Source organism: Achromobacter sp. Marseille-Q4954, from assembly GCF_943737025.1.
Taxonomy (GTDB): Bacteria; Pseudomonadota; Gammaproteobacteria; order Burkholderiales; family Burkholderiaceae_B; genus Achromobacter; species Achromobacter bronchisepticus_A.
In genome coordinates this window covers 1,587,156-1,612,194 of sequence record NZ_CALSFQ010000001.1, presented here as the reverse complement: position 1 = coordinate 1,612,194, position 25,039 = coordinate 1,587,156, and the positions used below count along the sequence as shown (strand labels likewise).

Sequence of the window (25,039 nt, the reverse complement as noted above, 5' to 3'; positions counted from 1 at the left end):
AACACATCTGAATCTCGAATCCTGGTGGCGTTGTCTTGCCGGCGTTATGAAATGGCATGGCTGACCGTATCTGTTCGGCGAGGCGTCATCAAAGATCTATGACCAGACGGCTCGTCCGTGCGCGTGAGCAACATGGGAGAAACTGGTCGTTGCGTGCCTTTTCTTCCTCGGTGAGGAACTCGTCGCGATGATCCGGCTCTCCTTCGATAACGTGTGTCAGGCAAGTGCCGCAGATGCCCTGTTCACATGCTGTTGGAATATCGATTCCGGCCGACCGCAGCGCGGTTAAGGCGGTCTCATGGGATGCAACCGGGATGCGCAGGCCCGAGCCGGCAATAACGAGCTCGAACGGCGAGGAGTCGTCAGCAGAGCTTGCGACCGGGGAAAAGAACTCGCGGTGCAGGCATTCAGCAGCCCAGGCTCGACGTTTCGCGTGCTCGATGACCATCTCGATGAAACCAACTGGCCCGCATACATAGAGATGAATGTCAGGCGCCGCGCGATCCAACAACCCATCCAGATCAAGCGTGTTTGCGGGCTGATCGCTGTCCACGTGGATGAAAACCTTGGCTGCCAAGGCAGCCGAGGCAAGTTGCTCCGAGAATGCAATCTGGCCACGGGCGCGGACGCAATAGTGCAGTTCGAATGAAGCGTCTTCAGCGGATAGGGCCTGCGCCATCGAGAGTATCGGCGTGATGCCGATTCCGCCCGCGATCAGGATGGAGTGCCGGGCCTTGGGTGCAAGCGAAAATTGATTTCGTGGCTTGCCGATCTCGATGATGTCGCCCTGCTGCAATGCGTGGACTGCCAAGGATCCTCCCCGGGATTCCCTGGCCTTCAGTACTCCCAGCACGTAGCGTGAACGGTCCTGAGGAGCGTTGCAGATTGAGTATTGACGAGTGATGCTGCCCGGCAGTTGGATGTCGATGTGCGCACCGGCTTCGAAAGCTGGCAAGGCATCGTCCGTAAGCGAGACGAGTTCGACTGCGACGATGTCATCCGCAGTCCGTCGGGTTGATTGGACTCTGACTTGCATTGCTCGTGCCTCGTAGTGTTTATTTGTAGCGCGCCGTCATCGTCTAGCCATGGGCCTCAAGCTGCCATTCACGTTGCAGCTTGTCTTCGCGCAGGTGGTCGCGAGAAAAGGCCTCAGGCAGAGCCATGAATGTGTCCGAGGTAAGTGCGCCGAGTTCCTGGAGCGCCTTGTATGCCGACGAACCTTTCCAGGCGTCGGCAGCCGCAGGCGAGGGCCAATGGGTGATAAGCAGATAGAAGACCCCACCGATCTCCGGGGCGGCCTCGTTGGGGCCGATCAGCTGGTAGGGTTGGGCTTCATATTCTCCCGTCAGGGTTTCGAACGGGGACGCGCCAAGATCTTCCAGAGTGGATAGGTTTTTTTGCAAGGCATGAAGCTGCGTGTCATGCAGAGGGGCTGGCATGGCAAGACGAGTTTCATTCATGACTTTCCCGGTCAGGGATTCGCCTGGCGCGGTCTCGCGCCATTTGCGCATGTAGACCGCCGTCCACCAGCGGTCGTATGCCGCCTTTTGGGCGGCCTTGTGCCGCGGGTGGTGATGCCACGCATTCATTTGTTCGGCGCTGGCGTAGCGGACCCCCACATAACGCCAGGTCGAGTTGTGGATATCTCCGCCATACACGGATTCAAATCCGTCCTGGCTTATTGCGACAGGGTACAGAGCGTCGTTGAATACGGCGAACTTGTCCTCTTTGCCGGGGATGATCTTGAAGCCACATTCCAGCACGGTGCGCGTGGATTGTGCGGATGCAGTTGCCATTTCTTGTGCTCCAGTGAAGGGCGATTGAATTGCTCTGGCTCAGATTTACGAGGCGTCGATGTCGTCATGGGTGCGGTCCTTGATCCAGAACAGCACCACCGTAGAAAGCGTCATGGTCACCATCAGGAACCATGCCGGGGCCATGGAGTCGCCGGTCACGTGGAGCAGCCAAGTCACGAAAAACTGGGAGAACCCGCCAAGTATCGAAATCCCGAGTCCAAATACGACGGACAGGCCAGTGGTGCGTACCTGTTTGGGGAACAACTCGGGCACCATGGTGAACGCAGGTGAGGTCTGAAGGGCCACCAGCAGCGAGAGCACAGCAAGCAGAACGATCAGTCGTTCACCACTGGGCGCAACGATCAGCCAGTGGAAAGAAGGCAGCAGCATGATGAGCATCACGAGGCGTGACCAGAAGATCACGCGCTTGCGTCCGTAATGGTCGGCCAGCATGCCGACGAACGGCGCGGCGACGAAGCTGATGCCGCTGAAGACCACGCTTGCCCACAGCGCGGAGGTAGCTGAGAGACCCAGTTCGCGGCGGGCGTACGTGGGGATATAGAAGTTGATGACCTGAATGCAGACCATCCCGCCTGTGACCAACAGCACGCCTTTCAACATAGTTAGCTTGTAATTGCTGAATATGTTGCGCAGGGGCTGGCGGCCGGCCGTTGATGGCGTGGCCACGAGGGCCGGTTGACCCGATGCCGGGGGCGGCGGCTCCAGCGTTTCGTCGAGATTGCGGCGAATGTACGCGCCCACGGGTACGGTGAGGATGCCGATCACGAATGGCAGGCGCCAGCCCCAGGCCTGCATCTGTTCCGCGCTCAGTGCGTGGGTCAGCAGCGTCACGACCAACGCCCCGACCATTACGCCTAGGGCCTGGCTGCCATACTGCCAGCTGGAATAGAAGCCGCGTTTGCCGCGCGGAGCGTGTTCGACCAACAGGGTGGTCGAGGCCCCGACTTCGCCGCCGGCGGCGAAGCCTTGGATCAGGCGAGCCATCACCATCATGATTGGCCCGACCATGCCCATTTGTGCATAGGTGGGAGCCACGACGATCAGGCCACAGCCCAGGCCCATCATCGACAGCGTCAGCGTCATGGCTGCCTTCCGGCCGTGGCGGTCGGCGTAGGAGCCGATCAGCATGCCGCCGACGGGGCGCATCAGAAAGCCTACGCCGAAAGTTGCGGTGGTCAGCAGCAGTTGGCCATAGCTGGAGGCGGCCGGAAAAAACAGAGGGCCGATTACGAGGATAAGAAAAGTGAAAACGGTGAAATCAAAGAACTCTAGTGCGTTGCCAATGGTGGTGCCGGCAATGACCCGCCGGCGCATGGACGGCGTATGCAGCGCGCCGGGTGCGACCGTTGCGATTGCGATAGACATTGGTTTCCCCTGGTCTGTTTAGTGGGTTGCCGGTCCGTGGATCCAGACCTTGGGCTTCCCTTCGCAGGCACTATACGGATGCCATAGAATAAAAAAAGACAGAAATTTTGTTCCGTTCTTTCTTTTTTTTTATATACCCCGCGGGACCTACCGGAGCCGAATGCATGAACCTACGCCAATTGCGCGCCTTCGCGCTGATTGCCGAGCATGGCAGCATCCGAGCGGCTGCGCGTGCGCTCGCGGTGACCCAACCTGCTGCGACACGCAGCTTGCGCGAACTTGAGCAGAGCGTGGGAGTAGATCTGGTACGCCGCAGTGTCAAAGGCGTGGAGCTGACCACTTATGGCGAAGCCTTGTACAAGCGGGCGATCGTCATCCTGCAGGAGACCCGCCGGGCCCGCGATGAAATTGGCCAGATGCGCGACGGCGAGGGAGGCACTCTGAGCCTGGCCGTAAGTTCCGCGGCGCTGGTCGTCGTGCCGGACGCGCTTGTGGCTTTCCGCGCGCGCATGCCGCGGGTGGCCGTTGCGTTCAACGAAGTGGGACCACCCTACAGCCATGAGCAGTTGGATTCAGGCCGCTATGATTTTCTTGTGCAAACGGAATACGACGGGGAGATCAACGATGGCTTCGCGCATCGGCCTCTGTTCACCCTGCCGCTTGCGATAGGCGCGCGCCTAGGCCATCCACTGCGCCGGGCCCGCAGCCTGACTGAATTGCACGACGCGCCCTGGTTGGTGCCGGGAAACACGGGAGCTCCCGCGAACCTGGTGAAAATGGCTTTCGCCGCTCACGGTTTACCCTTGCCGCGCGACATCATCTCGTGCCACTCGGTAGCCGTCGCGCTGGCCATCATGGCAAAAAGCGATGCGCTGGGCATTTTTGTGCGCCCGCTGTTTGAACACGAGCTGCTGCCATCGCACATGCGCATGATGCAATTGACGCATGAGCTTCCCTCCGCCCGCATCTCGATTCTTGCTCGGAAGGAGTCGCCACCTACGCCGGCGGCCGAATGCTTCATCGAGTGTCTGATTGAGGCTCGCGACGCCATGGTTGCTTCCAGCAAGGCGGGGAGGTCGAGGCGGAAGGTTCGGGCTCCTGGGATAGAGCACGACTAGCTTGTTCATGATGACGACGCTCTTGTCGACCCGATTCAGCGAGTCGGCCGGCCTCGTCTTGGCACGCTCGCTCCCAACAGCACCATGAGCTCCCGATGGTTGCGCACCCCCAGGTGCTGGAAAGCCCGGTAGCGGTACGTCAGTGCGGTGGTTTCCGACACGCCCATTTCGCGCGCGGCCTCCTTGGTGGTCAGCCCGTCCAGCACATGGGTGATCAACTGCCGCTCCCGTCCGGACAGCTTGGTCATGAGCTGAACCTGCAGCGGCTGGTCTGCAGGCGCGCGCCGGGTTACCTGGACATGGCGCATGACCGCTGCGGCAATCAGGGACGCGTGTTGCGACATGCGTTCGAAGTCCTTGGAACCGTAGTCCGGATACGAAAAGTTCCGGTGCAGGCTGACTGCGACCCGGTAGCCGTCGGGAAACACGGCCAGCAGCGACATCCGTTCGCGTATGCCAGGGTCGTCGTAGCACACTCGGCGGTAGTGGGCATCGGCAACCTCTTTGGCGAATTGATGCCCGATCCAGAGTTGGCGCGCCTTGGCGGGTTTGCGCCGGGATAGCCAGACCATGTTGGAGTCCTGCTTGTCGAAGCCCAGGCGCAGGTACTCGATGGCGGTCAGCGTCGCGACCTCGCCGATGGCGCTGGCGCTCGAAACGGCTTCCACGCGCCCGCTGCTGCGCAGTGCGAACACCGTGCAATGGCTGGCGGGCAAGGTCGTGCCCAGCGCGTCCAGCACCCCGGCGGCGAAGTTTTCGGCGCCGATTGCATTCATCAGTGCGATGCTCAGCGCCTGGCCCGAAGGAAGGGGACGCGGCGGCAGCGGCAGCAGCTTCATAGCGGGTTAGTCTGTCCTGATTAATTAGGACATATTAACCAGTCCGGCCCCGCAGAATATGACGCAAGCCAATACGGGCTTTTGATGACAGGACTTGCGCATGCCCTTAGAAAGAATCGGACCCTTCGAGTACCGGCGCTTCCCGCCGTCGCTGCCCCGGCTCAACGCGGAAGGCGGTGAGGCCCGGCCTCATCGCGTGCTGATTGCGGGCGGCGGTCCGGTGGGGCTGGCGGCCGCGCTGGGCTTGGCCCGACTGGGCCTGGACAGCGTCGTGATCGAGGCCGACGACTCGGTCTGCGAGGGCAGCCGGGCGGCCTGTATCTCGCGCCGCAGCCTGGAAATCCTGGACCGCCTGGGCGTGGCGCCGGCCTTCATGGAGAAGGGCCTGGCCTGGACCCGGGGCCGCAGCTATTACGGCACCGAGGAAGTGCTGGTGTTCGACATGCCGTCGGCGCCGGGCGACAAGTACCCGCCGATGATCAATCTGCAGCAGTACTACATCGAGCAGTTCCTGCTGGACGCCATCGACGAGATCAACGGCCGCTTTCCGGGGTGGGTGGATATCCGCTGGGCCAGCAAGGTGGCCGAATGCCGTGCCGACGCTGAAGGCGTGAGCTTGCGGATCGAGAATCCGCTGGGCAGCTACGAGACGCGCGCCGACTGGCTGCTGGCCTGCGATGGCGGCCAGAGTTTCATACGCTCCAGCCTGGGGTTGGAGCTGAAGGGTACGGGCTATCAAGGCCGCTATGCGATCGTCGATATCGAGCTCGCCAGCGAGTACCCAGCGCAACGACGCGCGTGGTTCGACCCGCCCTGGGCGCGCGGGACCACCATCCTGATGCATCGACAGCCGGACAACATCTGGCGGGTGGACTATCAACTGGCGGCCGGCGCGGATGCCGCGCAAGCCCTGCAGCCGGATCAGGTGCGGGCATTCGTGCAGACGCATCTGGACGCCATCGGCGAAGGACATCTGCCATGGAAGCCGGTGTGGACTTCGGTGTACCGCGCCGGCGCGATGACGTTGGACGCCTATCGCCATGGCCGCATTCTGTTCGCAGGCAACGCCGCGCATGCCATGCCGATTTTCGGCGTGCGCGGCTTGAATTCGGGTTTCGACGACGCCGACAACCTGGTCTGGAAGCTGGCGGCCGTGCTGCAAGGCAAGGGCACGGATACGTTGCTGGACAGCTATTGCAGCGAGCGGCGGCAGGCGTTCCACATCAATGCCGAGAACGCCATGCGCAGCACCGAGTTCATGTCGCCGCCGCATCGCGGCTTCGATCTGATGCGCGAGGCCAGCCTGTCGCTGGCGGGCCGGCATCCGGGCATTGCGCGCCTGGTCAATCCTCGGCAGACGCGAGCCATCGCCTACGCGGGATCGCCCTTGTCGACGGATGACGAGGACGGCGGCGATTGGGCGCCGGGCGCGCCGCTGGCGGATGGCGGGACGGAGGACGGCGGGCACCTGACCGATCTGCTGACCCCCGGCAGTTTCACTTTGCTGGCGTTCGACGGCTGGCCGGAACAACAGGCCTTGGAAGCGCTGACGGCTTCGCCCGAGTGGCGGTTTCTGCCTTGCCGCTGTGCCGCGCCAGCGGCGCACGCGGAGTCGCCGCAGGCCGGCACGGCCTACCTCTTGCGGCCCGACGGCCATGTCTGCGGCCGGTGGCGCTCGCCATCGCTGGATACGGTGCTGTCCGCCATCGAACGCGCCTGCGGGGCGCAAGGAGCCATTCAATGATTGCCGACGCCGCGGTTCAGGACCGCATCTATGCGCGCTGCAGCAATGCCATTGCAACCGCCGGGCGCGGACGCGAGTCCCTGTTTCTGGCGCGCCTGGCCCTGCTGCTGTTCGAGCAGGTCCAGGACGAGCAGCGTTGCCTGGACGCCATCGAGCAGGCTTTGCGTGACCTGCCCGATCCCTCGCTTTCAGCCGACTGATCGGCGACGACCATTCCAAAGGAGACAGACTTGAACCGACGCCATTTCCTCGAGGCGCTGGGGGCCACGGCCCTGGCCGCCGCCACGCCGCTGGCCCGCGCCCAGGCCAAGTATCCCGACCAACTGATCAAGTGGGTTGTGCCGTATCCCGCGGGCGGTGGCACCGACAACCTTGCGCGCACGCTGGCCGAGTCCATGCGCGCCGCGCTGGGCCAGCAGATCATCATCGACAACCGGCCGGGCGCCGCGACCAACATCGGCGCGGAGCAGGTCGCCAATGCCAAGCCTGACGGCTACACCGTCATGTCGGCGGACAACGGCGTGCTGGCCTTCAACGAACACCTGTTCCGCAAGCTGGCCTTCAGTCCGGAAAAGGACTTCACGTATATCGGCGCCATTGGCAAGTTCCCGCTGGTGCTGGTGGTGAACCCGGCGTTTCCCGCTGCGGATTTCAGGGCGTTCATGGAGCGCGTGCAGGCGGAGCCGGGCAAGGTGGACTACGCCTCGGTCGGCAACGGCTCGCCGCATCATCTGGCCATGGAACTGTTCCAGAGCCGCACTGGCGTGCGCCTGACGCACGTGCCCTACCGCGGCGCCGCGCCTGCCATGCAGGACGTGATGGGCGGGCAGGTGCCGGTGATGTTCCTGGACCTGGCTTCGGGAGCATCCATCATCAAGGCCGGCAAGGTGCGGCCGCTGGCCATCGGCTCGCAGGCCCGTTCGCCGTTGCTGCCGGAGGTGCCGACGCTGGCCGAACTGGGCGTGCCGGACGCCGAGGTGTTTGCGTTCCAGGGCATGCTCGGCCCCAAGGGCATGCCGGCGCCAGCGGTTGGGCGTCTGAACCAGGAACTGAATGCGGCGCTGGCCAATCCTGCGGTGGTGAAGCGCTTTGCCGAGTTCGGTTTCGAGCCGCTGCCCGGAACGCCCGATGAGTTCAGGACCCTGGCGCGTGCCGAATCTGCCCGTTGGGGCGAAGTCATCCGCGCCAACAAGATATCGCTCGATTGAGGAATCGCATGGACCATACTGCCGCCCGTCCCGTGCAGGGACTGCATCATTTCGCCTGGCGCTGCCGGGACGCCGAGGAGACCCGGCGCTTCTACGAAGACCTGTTGGGCTTGCCGCTGGTGCACGTCATCAAGAAGGACTCCGTGCCCAGCACTGGGGAATACTGCCCCTACGTGCATATTTTTTTCCGCATGCGGGACGGCTCCTGCATGGCGTTCTTCGACTTGGGCGACCAGACCGCGGCGCTGCCGTCGCCGAACACGCCCGGATGGGTCAATCACATTGCCCTGCGGGTGCCGCAGCGCGACGATCTGCTTGCCATGAAGGCCAGGCTGGAGGCTCACGGCGTGGAGGTGGTCGGCGTTACGGATCACGACAGCTACATCGAATCGATTTACTTCTTCGATCCCAACGGCTTGCGGCTGGAGCTGACGGTCGAAGTGGCCGCGCCGGAAGTCGTCGAAGGTTATGTGGGGGAGGCCCGCGCGGCGCTGGACCGCTGGACCGAGCACAAGCGTGGCGTCGCGGCGGCGCCGGGGAGGCTGGCATGAGCAAGCTTGCTTTGCCATTGCGCGTGGCAACGCGCAGGAACGGCACGCGTGACGGCGAGCTGATGCTGGTGAGCCCGTCGGGCCTGCGATGGATATCCGCGGGGAGCTGCGCCGCTACGCTGCAAACCCTGCTGGATGATTGGGACGCGCTGGCGACGCAGCTCGCCCGCCGCGCGCAGGAGCTCGACGCCGCCGAGTGGGCGGGAGCGGGCGCGTTCGACGCCAGCCAGTGCATGGCCCCGTTGCCACGGGCCTATCAGTGGGCGGATGCCTCCGTCTACCGCAATCATGCGCGCTTGATCTACCAGTGGCGCCGGGAGCCAATCCCGCCGCGCTACGAAGAGGAGCCGCTGGTGTACCAGGGCGGGTCGGACGTGATGATCGGGCCGCAGGATGCCATCGTGGCGGTCGACGAGGCCCATCAGATCGACCTGGAAGCCGAGGTCGCCGTGATCACCAAGGATGTGCCCATGGGCACCGATGCCGCCCGGGCAGCCGATCTGATCGCCCTGGTGGTCCTGCTCAACGACGTGTCCCTGCGCGGGCTGATTCCGGGTGAGCTCTCCAAGGGCTTCGGCTTCTACCAGAGCAAGCCGGCGACCAGCTTCGCGCCTATTGCGGTGACGCCGGACGCGCTGGGCGCCGCCTGGAAGGATTGCATGCTGGACCTGCCCGTGCGCATCGAAATCAACGGCGAGCGCTTCGGCGAGCCCCACGCCAATAGCGAAATCGTCTTCAACTTCGCCCAGATCATCGCGCACCTTGCCAGAACGCGCAGCCTGGCGGCGGGCAGCATCGTCGGCGCAGGGACCATCAGCAATGCGGATCCGGGCGCGGGCAGCGCCTGCATTACCGAGGCGCGGGTCCGCGCCCAGCTCGACGGTGTGCCCGAAGCGCAGCTGCCGCCCTATCTGCGGCATGGCGACCGCGTCCGCATCTTGGCGCGCGGACCAGATGGCGAGGCGCCGTTCGGCGCCATCGACCAGCGTGTGGAAATCGCGGGAAGCGGGCGCTGACGGTTGGGGATTTCAGGACAGGGTGCGCGCCGGCATGGCCGACAGATCATGCAGATTGAGGCCGCAGCTGCGGGCGCGCTCCGCCATCAATTCACTGTGCGCCAGGGCGCGCCGGCTTTCCTCCAGCAACACGTCGAGCTGTTCCTGCAGGGTGGCCGCCATGGTCCAGGAGCGTTCTGCGAACCGGGCCGAGAAGCTGTCGGCACAGGTCTTGCAGATGGCTGCGCCGTTTTGTTCAAGCAGCGGGGCGCCTTGCGCAAGCGTCGATTGGCAAAAAATGCAGGCGAGTGCGCGGTTCATGCTGGGCGGCCGGTCCTGGGTTGAGGGGGCGCGTTACCCGGCGGGTACCAGCGCCTTGACATCAATGGACAACGGCGCTGGCGGCCAACTCTTAAATCGACGGAGCCTTCTAGTCCACGATAAAGCCCCCCGGGCCGGACTGGCCGAGCAGTTCACGGGCGCATTGCGCCGCCTGGCCGGCGGTGGCCACGGCCAGGAATGGCACGCCGAAGGCGCGGGTCATTTTTTCGCCGCGTTTGCGGATCTTGTCCAGCGCTTCGGCATTGCCCTCCACGGCGATGAAGGCCCGGCAACGGGCCTTCAGGCGCGGCATGTTGGCGGTCTGCCATTCGATCATGGCCTTGCGGTCGGCCTGGCCGGCTTCCTGCCGCATGTCGGGCACGACCATGACGAAGCTCTGGGGGTTGTCCACCAGCATCTCCATTTCGCGTATCCAGCTGGCGGAATAGCCGTCGGGCGCGCCGCCATGCCTGGACGTGACGATGGGAAACTGGGATAGGTCGTGGAAGAAAAACTGTTCGTGGTTCATTCGAATTCTCCGTGAGGAAGGGCGGCGGCGTTCTTGCCGCAGCCGCAGTGGCCATAAAGCACCAGGCTGTAGGAGTCCAGCAGGAAGCCGCTGCGCTTGGCGATCTTCCGGACCAGCTGGCCCATGGCCGGGTCGCTGGACTCCAGGATCCGTCCGCAATCGGTGCAGACCAGATGGTCGTGGTGTCCCTTGTCGTTGAGCTCGTACACGGTGGTGTGGGCGTCGAGCTGAGTTCGTTTGAGCAGGCCGGCGCCTTCAAGTTGCGTGATGACGCGATAAACCGTGGCCAGGCCGATGTTGCTGCTGTCCGAGAGCAGGTTGCGGTAGATGTCGGCGGGACTCATGTGCAGGCCGGCATGTTGATAGAAGAGATCCAGGATCTTCATGCGCGGGAAGGTGGCCTTGATGCCGGCATGGCGCAGTCTTGAGTGGTCCATGGGAGGTTTTCCTTGCGTGGCTGATATCCAGGTGAGAATGATGTACATTTCCAACTGGGCCCGCTCACCGGAAACCGTCAACCTGTAGCTCAAACCTGCCAACCATGCTTCACGTGGCCGTGGCGCCTCCCCTGCCGGACGTATTGCTGACGCCGTTCAGCGTCCAGGGACGGCGTGAATCCAAAGGCATTGCCGTACCTTCTCATGTCCATGACGAGGGCATGCTGGTGCTCGTGCACGAAGGGCTGGTACTGGTGCAGGCGGGCGCCCAGGTTTGGACGGTGATGCCGGGCAGCCTGGGCTGGATTCCGCCGGGCGTGCAGCACGGCGCACGCTGGTTCGGCGAAGCGCGCGGGTCCTTCCTGTATGTGCGCCGCGATGCCTGCGAGCGCCTGCCGGACCGCTGCCGCTCCTGGCCCGCTTCCAGGCTGATCGAAGCCCTGATGGACCGCTTTACCTCGGTCCAGCCGAACACGACGTTGTCTCCCGCCTACCAGGAACAGTTGTTCGACGTGCTGCTGGAAGAACTCAAGCAGCGCGAGCATGAACCCGTGCTGTTGCCCATGCCTGCCGATCCGCGTTTGCAAGATCTGGCCAATACGCTGCTGGACCGGCCCGATGACACCGCCGGCATCGATGAGTGGGCGCAGCGCCTGAGCATGTCCTCGCGCACATTGATGCGCCGCTTCCGCCAGGAAACGGGCGTCACGCTGGGGCAATGGCGCCAGCAGGCGCGCTTGTTGCGCGCCTTGGAGCTTCTTTGCCGCGGCGGCTCCGTCACCGAGGCCGGCCTCTCTGTGGGTTACGAGAGCACCAGCGCCTTCATCGGCAGCTTCCGCGCCGCCTTCGGCGTGACGCCCACACGCTACCTGGCTGAACGCGAGTAGCGCGGCCCCGGCCGCGGGCTTTACGGATTTTCACTGTTCTCCGACAGTTTTGCCGATCTTCCCGGACACCCCCTGCCTAGTATGACGCCAGGGTCGGACAGGCCTTTTCGTCCTGCCCGCCATGCTTCAGGGGTGTTTCATGAATGACTTGTTTTTATTGGCGTTGCCGCCGGCCAGGAGTGCGCCGTGAGCCAGCAACGCGTTGGCGCGCTGCTTATCCACGGCTTGGGCGGCACCGAATTCGACATGGGCGCCATGCACAAGGTGCTGGCGCGCGCCGGGGTCGAACCCCACGGCGTGACCTTGCCCGGCCACGCCGGTTGTCCGGAAGATCTGCTTGATGTGACGGTCGAGGACTGGATGGCGGTGGTCACGCAGCGCTATCGCGAACTTTGCGCGCAATACGAGGTGCTGCACGTGATCGGCATGTGCCTGGGCGCTTTGCTGGCGGTGGAGCTTTGCAAGCGCGAATCGCACGCGCGCGGCGCGCTGGTATCGCTGTCCGCGCCAGTGTTCCTGGATGGGTGGAGCACCCCCTGGTACCGGGCCGTGCGCTATCTGGCGTACCGTCTGCCGGGCCTGCGGCGGCGGATCCGGGTGCGCGAGGAAGATCCATATGGCGTCAAAAGTGAACTGGTGCGCGCCTTCATCAAGGCAGGCTTTGCGCGCGGCGACGGGTTCCATTACCAATGGGTGCCGCTGGCCTGCGTGCGCCAGGTGGACCGGCTGCGCGCCATGGTCCGGCGCGGGCTGGAGCGCATGCGCTGCCCGACCCTGATCATGCACGCGGAAGAGGATGAACTGACCAGCCCGCGCTCAGCCCGCTTCCTGGAGCAGCGTATTGCCCAGTCGACGGTGGTGATGCTGCAGGACAGCTATCACATGATCTGCGTGGACCAGGAGCGCGAACGGGTGATGCGCAATGTGCTGGGCTTTCTGGGCAAGGATCCGAACATCGTCCGCATGCGCAAGCGGGTTCCGGCGCCCGCCGCCGACGTTTGCTCCGGGCAGGCGATGCTGGCGCAGGCCAGCCATTCCTGCGCCGGCTGAAAACCCGCTGCCTCAGGCCGCGGCGGGCTGGTTGGGGTGCAGGGGGCCTTGCGGGTCGTTCTCGGCGTCCGGCCGGGGCGGCACCGGGGCCAGGCCCAGCGCCAGGCGCAGGCGCTGGCAATCCGGATTGGGCGAGCCGTCCGGCATCCAGATGTCGAATTCCCGGCAGGGCGTGGGGCGATTTTCATAGATGGCGCAATGGATGCCGGGCTGGCCGAGCTCGCCACGCAGCGAGATGCAGCGGCCGCCGCCGGTTTCCGTACCCTTCATGCAGGCGCGCAGCGGGCTCATCTGGGTCACCAGTTCCACCGGCACATGGCCGCCGTTCTCGCCGGCCAGTTCGCCGCAATAGAACGACACCCTGAAATGCGCACAGCATGCCCCGCAGTCCAGACAGGGGTTGGCGGCCGGGTCATCGCCAGCCAGGACGGCAGGCGAGACGAAGGAAATGAGAGAGGACTCTAGCAGGGACATGGCGCGCGGAAGGCTGAAAACCTGTCCAGGCCCCGGCTGGCTCGCAAAACGGGCCGCATGACGCAGACCCCCCGTACAGCGCCGGGACGCGCGCGGACAGGGCCGGCGCGGGATCAGGGCTGCAAATAGTAGCGGGATATGATCGGCGGCCGCCATGCTTTTTTTGCGCATGGGCGGACTTTTATCGGGGACGTTGCTGCGGTAGCATCGGTAGCCCCGATAGCGCCCAGGAGCCTGCCTTGAACGCCAATACCGAATCCCCCGACGGTCTGATCCGTTGCGGCTGGGTGGACACCTCCGCCGAGTACATGGCCTACCACGACACCGAATGGGGCTACCCCGAGGGCGACGACCGGGCGCTGTTCGAGCAGCTTTGCCTGGAGGGATTCCAGTCGGGGTTGAGCTGGCGCACCATCCTGTCCAAGCGCGACGCGTTTCGGCGCGGCTTTGCCAACTTCGAGCCCGCGAAAGTGGCGCGCTTCGGCGAAAAAGAGGTGCTGAGGCTGCTGGACGACGCCGGCATCGTGCGCCATCGCGGCAAGATCGAAGCCGTGATCAACAATGCCGCCCGCGCGCTGGAAATGATCGAGCGCGAAGGCTCGCTGGGCGCCTACCTGTGGCGTTTCGAAGCCCCGAAGGGGACACCGTCGACCCGCGGCGCCTCGACCTCGGCGCAATCCGAGGCCTTGTCCAAGGCGCTGAAGAAACTGGGCTGGAAGTTCGTCGGGCCCACCACCGTCTATGCATTCATGCAGTCGGTGGGCATGGTGAATGACCACAGCCCTGATTGCCATTGCCACGCCGCCAGCGAGAAAGCCCGCAAGGCATTCAAGCGGCCGGCGTAGCGGCCGCGGGGCAGGGGGCTCAGGCGGCAGGCCTGTCGCCGGGGGCGGATGATGCGCCAGCCTGTTCCGGCAGGCTGTAGCGGCCTTCGCGATAGGCCCAGCTGGGCCACAGCGCGTGCGCAAGCGCCTCGGCGGCGAGCTCCGGGTCCAGCGGCACGGGCGCGTATTCCTCGGGTGCCGTGTAGCGATATTGCAGCGGCGTCTTGTTGGGCGCCATCACCAGCAGCTCGTCTTCCTTCAGATAGCCGTAGGTGTTGTCGTACTGCATGATCGCCCGGCCCGGCGTGCTGCGGGTGAGGTCGTGGCCGATCATGGGGTGCTCGGTGTCCACGCCTATCAGCGACAGCAGGGTCGGCGCCAGGTCGATCTGGCTGATCAGGCGGTCGTCGCGGCGCGGCTCGATGCCGGCGCCCAGGATCACGGCCGGAATATGGAAGTGGCGCACGGGCACCAGGCTGGCGCCGAAGACGCGGGAATCATGATCCGCCGCTATCAGGAACACGGTGTTTTCCCAGTACGGCGAGGCCTTGGCGCGTTCGAAGAAGCGGCCCAGCGCCCAGTCGGCGTAGCGCACGGTGTTTTCCACGGTGGCCGGGTTGCCGTCGGTCTGGATGCGGCCTGCCGGGTACTCCCAGGGCGAATGGTTGGACACGCTGAAGGCCAGCGTGAAGGTGGGCTGGTCGCCATCTTCGCGCAGCAGCCGATCCAGCTGATTGAACATGTCTTCGTCCGACGCGCCCCAGGTGCCGACAAAGGCCGGGTCCACGAAATCGGGCCGATCCACGATCTGCTTGAAGCCGTTGCCCAGGAAGAAGCCCTTCATATTGTCGAAGTGCGATTCGCCGCCGTAGATGAAGCGCGAATGGTAGCCATGGCGTCCGAGCAGATCGGCCAGCGAGAAGAAGCCGCGCTGCGAGCGCGGCAGCTTCAGTACCGCCTGGGCGGGAGTGGGCAGAAAGCCAGTGACCACCGCTTCGAGCCCGCGCACCGAGCGGGTGCCGGTGGCATAGGCGCGGGTGAAGGTCCAGGCCTCGCGCGCGAGGGCGTCCAGTTCCGGCGTCAGGTCGGCGCCGCCCAGGCCGGCGCAATATTGCGCGCCCAGGCTTTCTTCCAGGATGATCACAAGGTTCAGCGGCCGCGCCGTCTTGCGCGTGGCCACCTGGCGGTGCAGGCTGGGATAGTCGGGGTTGGCGGGCGGGTTGGGCAGGCCGGCTTGGGCCAGCACCGTCCCGTGCATCTTGTCGTCGTCCATGCCGCCATATACGGCCGAGGCGGACTTTTCGTTCTTCATGCTGTAAATGGCGTAGAACACGTTGTAGAGCGAGTTCAGCGCCAGCGTGTTGAGCATGCCGTCCGAGCTGTAGGCGACCGAGGACGGGTTGATCGGGCGGTGGCCCAGCGTGCCGCGGATGGCCAGGATGACGATGGCGAGAATGGCCAGGCTGGCCAGCGGCATCTGCCACCAGCTCAGTTGCGCGTCGGGCTGGGCGTGGCCGAACAGGCTGTAGGCGCCCCAGCCAATGAGGGCCACCACGGCAAGGCCGCCCACCAGCGCGCCCTTGTAGCCGCGCCAGAGCATGCCGGAGACTTCGCGCGGATGCTTCAGGTATTCGACGAACAGGCGGTTGGGGCGGGAGTCGTATTCCAGGATGAAGGGCGGGGTGGCGACTTCCAGAAAGGCCAGCAGGATGAAGGCGACCAAGTACCAGTAGCCGGCCAGCGTGGCGGCCAGCGGGATGTGGCCGAACAAGGGCGACAGCACGGCCGGCAGCGCCGCCAGCACGGCGATCTGGTGCGCATCGATGCGCAGCCCTCCCAGCAGCAGGGGGATCAGCCCCCCGGCATCGCGCACGCGCTTGGACTGCCAAGCGGCGAGCGCCAGGCGACTGAGCGTCAGCAGCGCAAATGCCGCCACCACGAAAATCAAGGTCGAATGCCGCATCGGGCCTCCAGGTTGTTCTGCTGCCCGGTCCGAGGGGCCGGGGTCTGTCGTTCAGGCATTTGAGCGTTGCCGGCGTCGAAAATTCGGTAGGCGCCGATGCCTGGGTCACATTTCGCCGCGCGGAGCTATTTCGTTTTGTAACCGGCCGCCACGGGGCCGGGCACGCGCCATGCTGGGCAAACCCCGGCTGGCGCGTGCCGGGTGGCGCTGCCTGGAGAGCCTGGCGAGGAAAAATCCGCACACATTATGGGGCCGGAAAGCCTGGCCGGCGCCGCAGGCCGCGATACCCTTGACGGTAACGAGGGCCGGCAGCGGTACGCCGGCCGCAATGCCAAGGATAATAACCATGACGCGCTCAGGAAAAATAGCGATCGGGATTGTAGGGGGAGCGGCGCTCCTCGTGGCGGTACTGGTGGCCGTGATCGCCACCTTCGACTGGAATCGCGCCAAGCCTTTCATCAATGAGCGGGCCAGCGCCGCGGTCGGGCGCTCCTTCGCCATCAACGGCGATCTCAGCGTCAAATGGACGCGCGAACCCGACGAGGGGGGCTGGCGGGCCTGGGTGCCATGGCCGCATGTCATTGCCAACGATATCTCCGTGGCCAATGCGCCCTGGGCCAAGGCGCCCCAGTTCGCAACCCTCAAGCGCGGCGAGTTCAGCCTGGCGCTCCTGCCGCTGCTGCGCCAGCGCGTGGTCATCCGCCGCATCCAGCTGACCGAACCCGCCGCCGATCTGCAGCGCCTGGCCGACGGCCGCGCCAACTGGGAGTTCACGCTGCCAGAAACCGGCGAGCCTTCGCCCTGGGTGCTGGACATCAACGAGATTGGCTTCGACAAGGGCCGGGTGGCGCTGATGGACGAAGTCCTCAAGGCGGACCTGACCGTGCTGGTCGATCCCCTGGGCAAGCCGGTGCCGTTCGCCGACGTGGCCGGGGCAGCCTTTGCAGCGGAAGAGGGCGGGGCCGCACCGTCGCCGCGCGACTACGTATTCGGCTGGAAGCTGGACGGCAAGTTCAAGGGCCTGGCCACCAAGGGCGAAGGCAAGGTCGGCGGCATGCTGGCCCTGCAGGACGCCAGGCAGCCTTTTCCTGTGCAGGCGGACGTAACCATCGGCGGTACCCGGGCTTCAATCGCGGGAACCTTGACCGATCCGGTCAACCTCGGCTCGCTGGATCTGCGTTTGAAGCTGTCTGGCGCGTCCATGGCGCAGCTATATCCGCTGACGGGCGTCACGCTGCCGGACACGCCGCCGTATTCCACCGACGGCCACTTGGTGGCCAAGCTGCGCAATCCCGGCGGGGCAGTGTTCGACTACAAGGATTTCAACGGCAAGGTGGGCAACAGCGATCTGCATGGCGACATCAGTTTCGCATTGGGCATGCCCCGGCCCAAGCTGACCGGCAAGCTTTCCTCCAAACAGTTGCGCATGGAGGACCTGGGGCCGCTGATCGGCGTGCCATCGGGCAAGGTAGCGGGCGCCGAAACGGACAAGGCCAAGGACGCGCCGGCCAAGCCGAAGGGGGGCAAGGTGCTGCCCACGCAGGCATTCCGTACCGACCGCTGGCGTGACATGGATGCCGACGTTGCGCTGGATGCCGGCCGCATCGTGCATGACAGCAAGCTGCCGCTGTCGGACCTGTCCGTGCACCTGGTGCTGCAGGATGGCAAGCTCACGCTGGAACCGTTGCGCTTCGGCATGGCTGGCGGCAATATCAATTCGACCATACGGCTGGATGGCTCCGGCTCGACCCTGACCGGGCGTGTGGACATCAGCGCGCGCCGCTTGCGGCTCAAGCAACTCTTCCCCTCCACCGCCGCCATGCAGAAAACGCTGGGCGAGCTGAATGGCGACATGGCGCTGAGCGGCGCGGGGAACTCGGTCGCAGCCCTGCTGGGCACCGCGACGGGCGATGTGAAGATGCTGGTCAACGATGGCGTGATCAGCCGCAGCCTGATGGAGATCGCGGGGCTCAACGTGGGCAACTACGTCGTCTCCAAGCTGTTCGGCGACGACGAGGTGAAGATCAATTGCGGCGCGGCCGACCTGGAAATGAAGAACGGCGTGATGACGCCGCGCGTGTTCGTGTTCGACACCGAGAACGCGCTGATCAGCATCACCGGCACGGCTGACTTCAAGAACGAGAAGATGGACCTGGACATCACCCCGGACAGCAAGGGCTTCCGCATCTTCTCGCTGCGCTCTCCCTTGTATGTACGGGGCACCTTCGGCTCGCCGGACGTGGGGGTGCATGTGCTGCCCCTGGCGGCGCGCGGCGCGGGCATGGTGGCCCTGGGCGTACTGCTGACGCCGGCCGCCGGGTTGCTGGCGCTGGTTGCGCCCAGCACCACCGACGACAATGCCTGCGGTCCCTTGTTGAAGCAGATGCGCGTGCCGCCCAAGGCGCCGCCGCCCGCTCCGTCCAAAGGCAAATAGAGCTCAGGCCGGCGAGGCCCGGCGCGCTCCGGCCTGGGCGTCGTCGTCCGCCACGCAGACGGCGTCGCGGCCGTGGTTCTTGGCGTAGTAGAGCGCCTGGTCGGCGCGTTGCAGTACGGCGTCCAGCGTCGCGCCATGCGCGGGGTAGGCCGCTACTCCCGCCGAAATGGTGAAGGGCGTGGCGACGGCGCCCGGCTCGGTGGCAATGCGCTGACGCAGCCGCTCCACCAGGGCGATGGCGGCTTCCAGGGGGGCGCCGGGCAGCAGCATGACGAACTCCTCGCCGCCGGCGCGCGCCACGGTGTCGCCGCTGCGCGAACCGTCGCTCATCAGCTTGGCCAGGGATTGCAGCGCGCGATCGCCTTCCGCGTGGCCGTAGCGGTCATTGATGTGCTTGAAGTGGTCAATGTCGATGACTACGGCCGCCACCGGCTGTTTCTCGGCTTGCAGCAGCGCCAGCGCCTCGTCCATTCCCCGCCGGTTCAAGAGGCCTGTCAAGGTATCGGTAGTGGTTTCACGGCGCAGGTCGCGGATTTTGTGGTGGATCGAGGACAGCCCCGCCAGCAGCGCGCGCTTGAGTTGCGCGGCTTCAAAGTACCAGGAGCGCACGTTGCGGATGCGATCCGCTGAATCCGCGTTCTGCATGTGCTTGGCGATGCCGGCCAGTTCGCCTAGCGGCCGGGCGATCCAGCGCGACAGCAGCCAGATGGAGGCCACTGAAAGCAGCAGCAGCGGCAAGGTATGGAGAGCGGTGGTCAGAAGCAGATCGCCCAGAGGTTGCAAGGTCGCGTCGACGTGGCGTTGCGCGATGATGCTCCAGCCCATGCTGGGCACTGGCGCATAGCCCGTCAGCAACGCGTGGCCGTCGTCGTCGGTGAAGCGCATTTCGCCGGTTTCGCCTCGCAAGGCGGGGGCGAACGCGTCGGATTTGGAGACGCTCTGTCCCAAGCGGCCGGGGTCGGGGTGATAGATCAGGGTGCCGTTGCGATCGATGACGTAAAGAGAGGAGTCGCCGCGGTAGAAGTGCTGGCTCAGCAGGTGATCCAGCATGTTGTGCTCATGCAGGTAGAGCGTGCCGCCGAGAAACCCCAGATAGCGGTGGTCGGCCGAGAAAATCGGGTGGGTGTACAGGATCAGCCAGCGGTTCTTGAGGTCCATGAACGGGGCGCTGACCGTCGGGTGCAAGGTCGCCTGCGCGCGGCTGACGGCCTCGCTGTTCAGTTGCTGGCCCAGCAACGCGCGGTCCGAGGTCGATGCCGCCAGTACCGTGCCTTGTGGCGACACGACAAACGTGGAGTTGAACTGGCCGAGCTGCCGTTCCTGGCGCTGCGTCTCGGCCGCCATGTGTTCGGGATGCACTTCCATGTCGGCCAGCATCTCCGCGCTATACGACAGATAGTTCCTGAGGTCGGTCAGGAACACGTCGGTCACGGAAGCCAGCTTGGAGGCGTAGGCCTGGTTGAGTTCCAGCGCGGTGCGCAGCAGAAGATCACGCTGCACCAGGTAACTGGCATGCAGGCTGCCCATCAGCGCGAGCAGAACCGACAGCAAGCTGATCCACAGGATGAGATGCCGCAGGTTGATCCGGAACATGGCGTTATCCGTTAGGTATGCTTTCGGTCAGCGCGTCCCAGGCTCTCATCGCCTGTCTGGCCACGGCTTGCAAGGTCTTGCGGCTGGCGCCGTCGCGCGCCTGGATCGACATGCCATGCAGCACGGTGGTGTAGAAGGCGGCCAGGCTCTTGAGATCGACGCCGGCGGGCAGTTCGCCATCGGATGCGCCAGCATTGAGGCGGGCCAGGATGCGGCTTTGCATGTCGCGGCGGTTGTCGCCCAGGAAGTCGCCCACGCCGGCCTGATTCACGCAGCCTGCCGGCGCGCTCAGCACGATCATGCAGCCCGACGGCGTACCCGGAGCGGTGAAGCGTTCTGCGGAAGCCAGCAGCATGGATTGGATGGCTTCGCGCGCCGTGGGCGCTTCTTGCAGCGCGCGTCGCGCCGAGCTGCCCTCGGTTTCGCGGTAGAGCTCCACCGCTTCGCGGAATAGTCCTTCCTTTGAGCCGAATGCGCCGTAAAGGCTGGGCGAATTGATGCCCATCGCCGCCGTGAGGTCGGTCAGCGATGCTCCGTCATATCCCTTCGACCAGAAGACGTCCATGGCCTTGCGCAAGGCCTGGGCACGATCGAAGTTCCTGGGGCGCCCACGTTCTGCCATGGGCGTGATTTTACTCGTCAGAGAATTTTGTGGTGGTCGATAAAAAAATAGTTGACGGACGTCACTGCGCTCGGCGAATATATTTGTATTGATCACTACAAATGTGGATATCGCAATGCCGAATCTGACTGGAAAAATTGCCTTCGTCACCGGCGGCAGCCGGGGGATCGGGGCCGCCATCGTGCGCCGCCTCGCGGCCGATGGTGCCGACGTGGCTTTCACTTATGTGAGCGCTTCCTCGGCCGCCGGCGCGCAGGCGCTGGTACGCGAACTGTCGGTGGACGGGCGCCGCGCGCTCGCCATCCAGGCAGATGCGGCGGACGCGTCCGCGGTTCGCGGCGCGGTCGACCGGGCCGTCGCCGAACTGGGACCGATAGACGTGCTGGTCAACAACGCCGGCATCTTCCTGACCGGCACGATCGGCGAAACCAGCCTCGACGACTACGAGCGCACCATGGACGTCAACGTTCGCGCGCCGTTCGTCGCCATTCAAACGGCACAGGCGTCCATGCCGGACGGCGGACGCATCATCAACATCGGCAGCTGCCTGGCAGGCCGCGCGGGCCGCGCAGGCGTTGCGCTGTATGCCGCCAGCAAGTCCGCGCTGGTCGGCCTGACCCAGGGCCTGGCGCGCGACCTGGGCGCACGCGGCATTACCGCCAATGTGGTGCACCCCGGCCCGATCGACACCGACATGAATCCCGCCGACGGCGCGCATGCGGCGGACCTGGTGGCGGTACTGTCCCTGCCGCACTACGGCGAGGCGCGTGATATCGCCGGCATGGTGGCGTTCCTGGCCGGGCCGGAAGGGCGCTACGTCACGGGCGCGAGCCTGTCGGTGGATGGCGGATTTGCGGCTTGAGGCAGGCCTGGGAAAAGTTTTTTTCCAGGTGACTTGCACAAACCAAAAAAGCTGCATATAATCTTTCTTCTTCGCACTACACACATAACGAAACGCAGCGGCAGCGGACTAAAAAACGCGCAGCAAAGCGGACGAAACTGAGTGAAGTTGCAGGGCTGTTAGCTCAGTTGGTAGAGCAGCGGACTCTTAATCCGTAGGTCGAGTGTTCGAGCCACTCACAGCCCACCAGAATTCATAATGAAATCAACGCCCTAGTCGCTAAGCGACTAGGGCGTTTTTCATTACCCCGCCGAGTTTGACCAAAACTTGACCGTGGCGCATGGGCTGCAAGGTGGCTTGGCGCCAGGCGTGCATGGCGCTTCACCATATCGATGGTTTCCCAGCCCCAAGTTCTTTCAGCATCAGGAGCGGGATGCCATGGGAATAGGCGAGAGCCGGCCCGATGCGAAGAATGGTCAGAAGTACAGGCAGCTCTTGGCGGAATGCGGCCGGTGACCGCAAACGCATCCGTGCCATCAAGATGAAGCGTGGCGCTTATCGTGCAATATTAGTTTCGACTTCCTCCCATTCTCGCGCGACAAACGCGGCGCGCTCGCCCGTGTGCACGACGGGATCACGGCGCAAGCCGATGACCACGGCATCATGCGCAAGCTCGATTCTCTCGAGTGGATTGCCGTGCAGATCCATGGTCGCGCCAAGCAGGCTGCCGGCCGGCAGCGTGACGCCGGCTTCGACCGCCGGCATGAACAGGCCGCCATGCGCAAAGGTCAACCAGCCGCGCCGGGTCACGCGTCGCACGCGCTTGGCGACGAAGTCGTCGGCCTGACCGTCAAGGATTCCCAGGCGTGCAGCCAGCCGGGCGAAACCGCGCTCGGCCTGGTCGACGTTGGCGATCTCGCAGCGGCTGCCGCCTCCCAGTTCCAGCATGAATGCTGGTATACCCAACGCCAGGCACTGATAGTCGAGTGCGCCGGCGATATTGCCCGGCAGTTCACCCTTGCCACCCACATCCATGCGGCAGGCGACGTTGGGTTCGAACAGCGCAATCAGATCCAGTAGCGCCTCTTCAGACAATGGACTGTCCGGATGCACCTTGTAGACTGCGTAGACCCGTGAATCGAATAGCGCGTTCATGGTGTGCAGGTTGATCAGCAGGTCGGCGGTGCCGCGGATCTCCTGCATCAGTGCATGTGCCAGCCGCTCGGAGATCAGGCCGCCCGGGTTGCCGGGATAGCATTGGTCGAGATCGAGATCGTCATATGGATTGCGTTTCCGACGGCTGTCCAGTGCGTGGGGATTGGCCGTGGGAGTGACCACCACATTGCCGCTCATGGTGGCTGGGTCCAGGCTGCGCGCGAAGCGCAGGGCCGCCAGGATGCCGTTGATCTCATCGCCATGGACCTGCCCATTGAGCCATAGCGTTTTGCCTGGTCGGGCACCACGAATGGCTACGAAAGGCAGCTCCACGGCCATGCCGGATGCCATGGTCCCCACGTCGATCGCGCCCTGCTTGAGCGCGGGGCCCGAAAAATCAGAAAGAAAATCACGGATGACGCCCATCATGGTTCCTTGTATCGAAAGTGGTAGAAAAGTGCGCGCGCTCGGGCAGTGCCTGCCGGCCGAGCACGCCAATCGCTGGGGTATCGCCGGCGACGCCCGCCAGTCGTAGGCCCGCCCAGGCCGTGGCGGTATTCGACGAAAAAACGGGCACGCCCAGATCGGCTTCTAGTGCTTCGATCAGACCTAGCGTTGGCATATTGGTGCAACTCAGGAAGACAGCGTCAGCGCGACGCGCGTCGTCGGCGCGTGCCATCAGACGCTGGTACACCGTGCTCTCGTCCAATCCGCGTATGGCATTGCCGTCGCGACATTCCAGGGTGTCGTAGTGGCTGGCGTCGACGCCGTGAAACGCCAGGAATTCGGCCTCCTGGCGAGTGATCGCGTCGGGATATGGCGCCAGCATGTGGAGTCGACGCACGGTCAGGGCGCTGCATGCCTGTAATAGCGCGCTGGCGGTCGTGATGGCCGGGCACCCGGTGGCTGCGCGGATCCGCGCAGCGGCATCGTCATGCCTGTCATGTCCTGCCAGGAAGGTCCCGGACGTGCACGCAAACACATACGCCCGCGGGCTCGTGTCGCGCAACGCGGCCAGCGCCGCGTCGACACCGCGATGCAGCGTCAGCAGAGACTCGGCCGATAGCGCCGCGCCGTCGCGATGCAACCGCTGGAAATGGAAGCTGGCATCGGACTGCCCCAACCGGGGATACTCGACTTCACAGGTGATATTGCCTTCCGGCAGTAGCACGCCGATGCGCGCGACGGGACGAATCATGCGAGCCTCCGCCCTTAATCCAGCTTCAGGTTCATTGCCTTGATCAGCTGCGACCACTTGGCTGTATCGCCGGCAACGAATTGAGCAAAGGCGGCGCTGTCCATGGCGGGCGGTAGCTCGACCATCTGGCTCTTGAGCTTATTCGCCAGGGCTGGCTCGGCCAGGGCTGCCTGTATCTTGTCGTGCAGCCACTGCACCGCTTCGGGAGGTGTGCCGGCGGGCGCGAAGAAACCATACCAATTGATGGCTTCGTAGCCCGGAAGCCCCGATTCCGCGACCGTCGGTGTATCCGGCAGCAAAGTCGAACGCTTGCCGCTGGTGACTGCCAGCAGCTTGATCTTTCCTGCGTTCACATTCGCCATCGCAGACGTGTCGACAAACATATAGTCGACGCGCCCGCCCATCAAGTCGATTAATGCCGGGGTCGAGCCTTTATACGGCACGTGCAGGGCGTTAATTCCAGCCATCTGGGCGAACATGGCGCCCGCGAGGTGCAGCGAGGTCCCCGTGCCCCCGGAACCATAGGTGAGCTTGCCCGGATTCTGCTTGCTGTAGCTGATCAGTTCGGCCACTGTGGTGAACGGCGCATCCGGCCTGGCCACCAGCAGGATGGGCATCTGCACGCCCATGGCCACGGCCTGCAGGTCTTTCGCGGGATCGTAGCTGAGCGAGCGGTAGGCGCTCGGGGCAATACTGATATTGCCCGGACTGCCCATCACGAACTGGTATCCGTCCGCCTTCGAACGAGCGATCGCACCTACGCCGATGATGCCGCCCGAGCCGGCACGGTTCTCCACGACGATGCTCGCCCCTGTGCTCTCGGTGATCTGCTGCGCGTAGAGTCGGCCGACCACGTCCACGCCGCCTCCGGCGGGGAACGGTACGGTGATGGTGATCGGCTTTTCCGGATAGGCGGCGCAGACCTGGGCTGCGCCTCCGAAGTAGGCTGCTACAGCGCAAGCGGACACGGCGAGCAGTCTGGAATAGGCATTTCTCATGGTTTTCTCCTTGTGTGTGTGTATGCGCTCGCCGTATGCGAGTGCTTGTCGCGACCGGACGGACGCTCGGCAGCCG

Annotated in this window: 25 protein-coding genes and 1 tRNA gene; 12 read left to right on the top strand and 14 right to left on the bottom strand. The window is 64.5% G+C overall.

Annotated features, from left to right (window positions below; translation table 11 throughout):
* Positions 1-88: 88 nt before the first annotated feature.
* The 3 genes from NGK62_RS07525 to NGK62_RS07515 are packed head-to-tail and all read right to left on the bottom strand — an operon-like array spanning position 89 to position 3,182.
* Positions 89-1,036, bottom strand: a complete 948-nt coding sequence (locus NGK62_RS07525; protein ID WP_251877920.1) for a PDR/VanB family oxidoreductase — start codon at positions 1,034-1,036, stop codon at positions 89-91.
* A 43-nt stretch (positions 1,037-1,079) separates the two neighbouring features.
* Positions 1,080-1,796 (bottom strand): hypothetical protein, encoded by a 717-nt coding sequence (locus NGK62_RS07520; protein ID WP_251877917.1) that lies wholly within the window; start codon positions 1,794-1,796, stop codon positions 1,080-1,082.
* 45 nt (positions 1,797-1,841) lie between these two features.
* Complete coding sequence (locus NGK62_RS07515) at positions 1,842-3,182, bottom strand: MFS transporter (protein WP_118932617.1); 1,341 nt, start codon at positions 3,180-3,182, stop codon at positions 1,842-1,844.
* Between the two features lie 164 nt (positions 3,183-3,346).
* Here NGK62_RS07515 and NGK62_RS07510 point away from each other — a divergent pair, with 164 nt between their 5' ends.
* Positions 3,347-4,300: a LysR substrate-binding domain-containing protein gene (locus NGK62_RS07510; protein ID WP_059373696.1), complete on the top strand. Its 954-nt coding sequence runs from the start codon at positions 3,347-3,349 to the stop codon at positions 4,298-4,300.
* A gap of 35 nt (positions 4,301-4,335) precedes the next feature.
* On the opposite strand, the gene NGK62_RS07505 is transcribed toward NGK62_RS07510, so the two are convergent.
* A complete protein-coding gene (locus NGK62_RS07505; protein WP_059373695.1) occupies positions 4,336-5,139 on the bottom strand; it encodes a helix-turn-helix transcriptional regulator in 804 nt (267 codons plus the stop codon).
* A gap of 100 nt (positions 5,140-5,239) precedes the next feature.
* On the opposite strand from NGK62_RS07505, the gene NGK62_RS07500 reads away from it, so the two are divergent.
* Genes NGK62_RS07500 through NGK62_RS07480 form a run of 5 tightly spaced genes read left to right on the top strand, consistent with a single transcriptional unit; the run spans position 5,240 to position 9,658 of the window.
* Positions 5,240-6,883, top strand: a complete 1,644-nt coding sequence (locus tag NGK62_RS07500; RefSeq protein WP_251877915.1) for an FAD-dependent monooxygenase — start codon at positions 5,240-5,242, stop codon at positions 6,881-6,883.
* Entirely contained in the window at positions 6,880-7,083 is a 204-nt protein-coding gene (locus NGK62_RS07495; protein WP_059373693.1) for a hypothetical protein, read from the top strand. The genes NGK62_RS07500 and NGK62_RS07495 overlap by 4 nt, the downstream gene beginning before the upstream one ends.
* A gap of 30 nt (positions 7,084-7,113) precedes the next feature.
* Positions 7,114-8,091, top strand: a complete 978-nt coding sequence (locus NGK62_RS07490) for a Bug family tripartite tricarboxylate transporter substrate binding protein (protein ID WP_118932619.1) — start codon at positions 7,114-7,116, stop codon at positions 8,089-8,091.
* Between the two features lie 8 nt (positions 8,092-8,099).
* A complete protein-coding gene (locus tag NGK62_RS07485) occupies positions 8,100-8,642 on the top strand; it encodes a VOC family protein (protein WP_251877913.1) in 543 nt (180 codons plus the stop codon).
* Positions 8,639-9,658, top strand: coding sequence for a fumarylacetoacetate hydrolase family protein (locus tag NGK62_RS07480; RefSeq protein ID WP_251877911.1), 1,020 nt, complete (start codon positions 8,639-8,641; stop codon positions 9,656-9,658). Before NGK62_RS07485 ends, NGK62_RS07480 begins: the two co-directional genes overlap by 4 nt.
* A gap of 12 nt (positions 9,659-9,670) precedes the next feature.
* Here the strand turns inward: NGK62_RS07480 and NGK62_RS07475 are convergent, their stop codons facing one another.
* The 3 genes from NGK62_RS07475 to NGK62_RS07465 form a co-directional block, all read right to left on the bottom strand.
* Complete coding sequence (locus NGK62_RS07475; protein WP_059373689.1) at positions 9,671-9,958, bottom strand: hypothetical protein; 288 nt, start codon at positions 9,956-9,958, stop codon at positions 9,671-9,673.
* Positions 9,959-10,067: 109 nt separating this feature from the next.
* Positions 10,068-10,487 carry a hypothetical protein gene (locus NGK62_RS07470; protein ID WP_059373688.1) on the bottom strand — a complete coding sequence of 140 codons (420 nt, stop codon included), beginning with the start codon at positions 10,485-10,487 and terminating at the stop codon, positions 10,068-10,070.
* Positions 10,484-10,924 (bottom strand): Fur family transcriptional regulator, encoded by a 441-nt coding sequence (locus NGK62_RS07465; protein ID WP_054457561.1) that lies wholly within the window; start codon positions 10,922-10,924, stop codon positions 10,484-10,486. The genes NGK62_RS07470 and NGK62_RS07465 overlap by 4 nt, the downstream gene beginning before the upstream one ends.
* A 104-nt stretch (positions 10,925-11,028) precedes the next feature.
* On the opposite strand from NGK62_RS07465, the gene NGK62_RS07460 reads away from it, so the two are divergent.
* Both NGK62_RS07460 and NGK62_RS07455 read left to right on the top strand, forming a co-directional pair.
* The gene (locus tag NGK62_RS07460; RefSeq protein ID WP_251877909.1) at positions 11,029-11,811 is read left to right on the top strand and encodes a helix-turn-helix domain-containing protein; all 783 of its coding nucleotides are present in this window, start codon (positions 11,029-11,031) and stop codon (positions 11,809-11,811) included.
* 186 nt (positions 11,812-11,997) lie between these two features.
* A complete protein-coding gene (locus tag NGK62_RS07455; protein WP_251877907.1) occupies positions 11,998-12,861 on the top strand; it encodes an alpha/beta hydrolase in 864 nt (287 codons plus the stop codon).
* 12 nt (positions 12,862-12,873) lie between these two features.
* Here NGK62_RS07455 and NGK62_RS07450 read toward each other — a convergent pair whose 3' ends face one another.
* The gene (locus NGK62_RS07450) at positions 12,874-13,335 is read right to left on the bottom strand and encodes a YkgJ family cysteine cluster protein (RefSeq protein ID WP_059373686.1); all 462 of its coding nucleotides are present in this window, start codon (positions 13,333-13,335) and stop codon (positions 12,874-12,876) included.
* A gap of 239 nt (positions 13,336-13,574) precedes the next feature.
* On the opposite strand from NGK62_RS07450, the gene NGK62_RS07445 reads away from it, so the two are divergent.
* The gene (locus NGK62_RS07445; protein ID WP_251877905.1) at positions 13,575-14,180 is read left to right on the top strand and encodes a DNA-3-methyladenine glycosylase I; all 606 of its coding nucleotides are present in this window, start codon (positions 13,575-13,577) and stop codon (positions 14,178-14,180) included.
* Positions 14,181-14,199: 19 nt separating this feature from the next.
* Here NGK62_RS07445 and NGK62_RS07440 read toward each other — a convergent pair whose 3' ends face one another.
* Positions 14,200-16,122 (bottom strand): LTA synthase family protein, encoded by a 1,923-nt coding sequence (locus NGK62_RS07440; RefSeq protein ID WP_251877903.1) that lies wholly within the window; start codon positions 16,120-16,122, stop codon positions 14,200-14,202.
* A 346-nt stretch (positions 16,123-16,468) separates the two neighbouring features.
* Between NGK62_RS07440 and NGK62_RS07435 the strand changes: the two genes are divergently transcribed.
* Complete coding sequence (locus NGK62_RS07435) at positions 16,469-18,556, top strand: AsmA family protein (protein ID WP_118932626.1); 2,088 nt, start codon at positions 16,469-16,471, stop codon at positions 18,554-18,556.
* Positions 18,557-18,559: 3 nt separating this feature from the next.
* Here the strand turns inward: NGK62_RS07435 and NGK62_RS07430 are convergent, their stop codons facing one another.
* On the bottom strand, positions 18,560-20,149 hold the full coding sequence (locus NGK62_RS07430; protein WP_251877901.1) for a sensor domain-containing diguanylate cyclase: 1,590 nt from the start codon (positions 20,147-20,149) through the stop codon (positions 18,560-18,562).
* 4 nt (positions 20,150-20,153) lie between these two features.
* A complete protein-coding gene (locus NGK62_RS07425; RefSeq protein WP_118932628.1) occupies positions 20,154-20,771 on the bottom strand; it encodes a TetR/AcrR family transcriptional regulator in 618 nt (205 codons plus the stop codon).
* Between the two features lie 115 nt (positions 20,772-20,886).
* On the opposite strand from NGK62_RS07425, the gene NGK62_RS07420 reads away from it, so the two are divergent.
* Both NGK62_RS07420 and NGK62_RS07415 read left to right on the top strand, forming a co-directional pair.
* A complete protein-coding gene (locus NGK62_RS07420; protein WP_251877899.1) occupies positions 20,887-21,633 on the top strand; it encodes a 3-oxoacyl-ACP reductase family protein in 747 nt (248 codons plus the stop codon).
* Positions 21,634-21,785: 152 nt separating this feature from the next.
* A tRNA-Lys gene (locus NGK62_RS07415) sits at positions 21,786-21,861 on the top strand.
* Between the two features lie 306 nt (positions 21,862-22,167).
* Here the strand turns inward: NGK62_RS07415 and NGK62_RS07410 are convergent.
* From NGK62_RS07410 to NGK62_RS07400, 3 genes are read right to left on the bottom strand one after another with little or no spacing between them, the layout of a single operon-like run.
* Positions 22,168-23,196 (bottom strand): M14 family metallopeptidase, encoded by a 1,029-nt coding sequence (locus NGK62_RS07410; protein WP_223283375.1) that lies wholly within the window; start codon positions 23,194-23,196, stop codon positions 22,168-22,170.
* Positions 23,177-23,965, bottom strand: a complete 789-nt coding sequence (locus tag NGK62_RS07405) for a maleate cis-trans isomerase family protein (protein ID WP_251877897.1) — start codon at positions 23,963-23,965, stop codon at positions 23,177-23,179. The genes NGK62_RS07410 and NGK62_RS07405 overlap by 20 nt, the downstream gene beginning before the upstream one ends.
* A gap of 14 nt (positions 23,966-23,979) precedes the next feature.
* On the bottom strand, positions 23,980-24,963 hold the full coding sequence (locus tag NGK62_RS07400; RefSeq protein ID WP_251877895.1) for a Bug family tripartite tricarboxylate transporter substrate binding protein: 984 nt from the start codon (positions 24,961-24,963) through the stop codon (positions 23,980-23,982).
* Positions 24,964-25,039 lie beyond the last annotated feature (76 nt).

What these genes read in the sequence shown, in the direction of transcription:
- NGK62_RS07525 (WP_251877920.1), bottom strand. Translation starts at nt 1,036, where the DNA reads ATGCAAGTCAGAGTCCAATCAACCCGACGGACTGCGGATGACATCGTC.
- NGK62_RS07520 (WP_251877917.1), bottom strand. Translation starts at nt 1,796, where the DNA reads ATGGCAACTGCATCCGCACAATCCACGCGCACCGTGCTGGAATGTGGC.
- NGK62_RS07515 (WP_118932617.1), bottom strand. Translation starts at nt 3,182, where the DNA reads ATGTCTATCGCAATCGCAACGGTCGCACCCGGCGCGCTGCATACGCCG.
- NGK62_RS07510 (WP_059373696.1), top strand. Translation starts at nt 3,347, where the DNA reads ATGAACCTACGCCAATTGCGCGCCTTCGCGCTGATTGCCGAGCATGGC.
- NGK62_RS07505 (WP_059373695.1), bottom strand. Translation starts at nt 5,139, where the DNA reads ATGAAGCTGCTGCCGCTGCCGCCGCGTCCCCTTCCTTCGGGCCAGGCG.
- NGK62_RS07500 (WP_251877915.1), top strand. Translation starts at nt 5,240, where the DNA reads ATGCCCTTAGAAAGAATCGGACCCTTCGAGTACCGGCGCTTCCCGCCG.
- NGK62_RS07495 (WP_059373693.1), top strand. Translation starts at nt 6,880, where the DNA reads ATGATTGCCGACGCCGCGGTTCAGGACCGCATCTATGCGCGCTGCAGC.
- NGK62_RS07485 (WP_251877913.1), top strand. Translation starts at nt 8,100, where the DNA reads ATGGACCATACTGCCGCCCGTCCCGTGCAGGGACTGCATCATTTCGCC.
- NGK62_RS07480 (WP_251877911.1), top strand. Translation starts at nt 8,639, where the DNA reads ATGAGCAAGCTTGCTTTGCCATTGCGCGTGGCAACGCGCAGGAACGGC.
- NGK62_RS07475 (WP_059373689.1), bottom strand. Translation starts at nt 9,958, where the DNA reads ATGAACCGCGCACTCGCCTGCATTTTTTGCCAATCGACGCTTGCGCAA.
- NGK62_RS07470 (WP_059373688.1), bottom strand. Translation starts at nt 10,487, where the DNA reads ATGAACCACGAACAGTTTTTCTTCCACGACCTATCCCAGTTTCCCATC.
- NGK62_RS07465 (WP_054457561.1), bottom strand. Translation starts at nt 10,924, where the DNA reads ATGGACCACTCAAGACTGCGCCATGCCGGCATCAAGGCCACCTTCCCG.
- NGK62_RS07460 (WP_251877909.1), top strand. Translation starts at nt 11,029, where the DNA reads ATGCTTCACGTGGCCGTGGCGCCTCCCCTGCCGGACGTATTGCTGACG.
- NGK62_RS07450 (WP_059373686.1), bottom strand. Translation starts at nt 13,335, where the DNA reads ATGTCCCTGCTAGAGTCCTCTCTCATTTCCTTCGTCTCGCCTGCCGTC.
- NGK62_RS07440 (WP_251877903.1), bottom strand. Translation starts at nt 16,122, where the DNA reads ATGCGGCATTCGACCTTGATTTTCGTGGTGGCGGCATTTGCGCTGCTG.
- NGK62_RS07435 (WP_118932626.1), top strand. Translation starts at nt 16,469, where the DNA reads ATGACGCGCTCAGGAAAAATAGCGATCGGGATTGTAGGGGGAGCGGCG.
- NGK62_RS07430 (WP_251877901.1), bottom strand. Translation starts at nt 20,149, where the DNA reads ATGTTCCGGATCAACCTGCGGCATCTCATCCTGTGGATCAGCTTGCTG.
- NGK62_RS07425 (WP_118932628.1), bottom strand. Translation starts at nt 20,771, where the DNA reads ATGGCAGAACGTGGGCGCCCCAGGAACTTCGATCGTGCCCAGGCCTTG.
- NGK62_RS07420 (WP_251877899.1), top strand. Translation starts at nt 20,887, where the DNA reads ATGCCGAATCTGACTGGAAAAATTGCCTTCGTCACCGGCGGCAGCCGG.
- NGK62_RS07410 (WP_223283375.1), bottom strand. Translation starts at nt 23,196, where the DNA reads ATGATGGGCGTCATCCGTGATTTTCTTTCTGATTTTTCGGGCCCCGCG.
- NGK62_RS07405 (WP_251877897.1), bottom strand. Translation starts at nt 23,965, where the DNA reads ATGATTCGTCCCGTCGCGCGCATCGGCGTGCTACTGCCGGAAGGCAAT.
- NGK62_RS07400 (WP_251877895.1), bottom strand. Translation starts at nt 24,963, where the DNA reads ATGAGAAATGCCTATTCCAGACTGCTCGCCGTGTCCGCTTGCGCTGTA.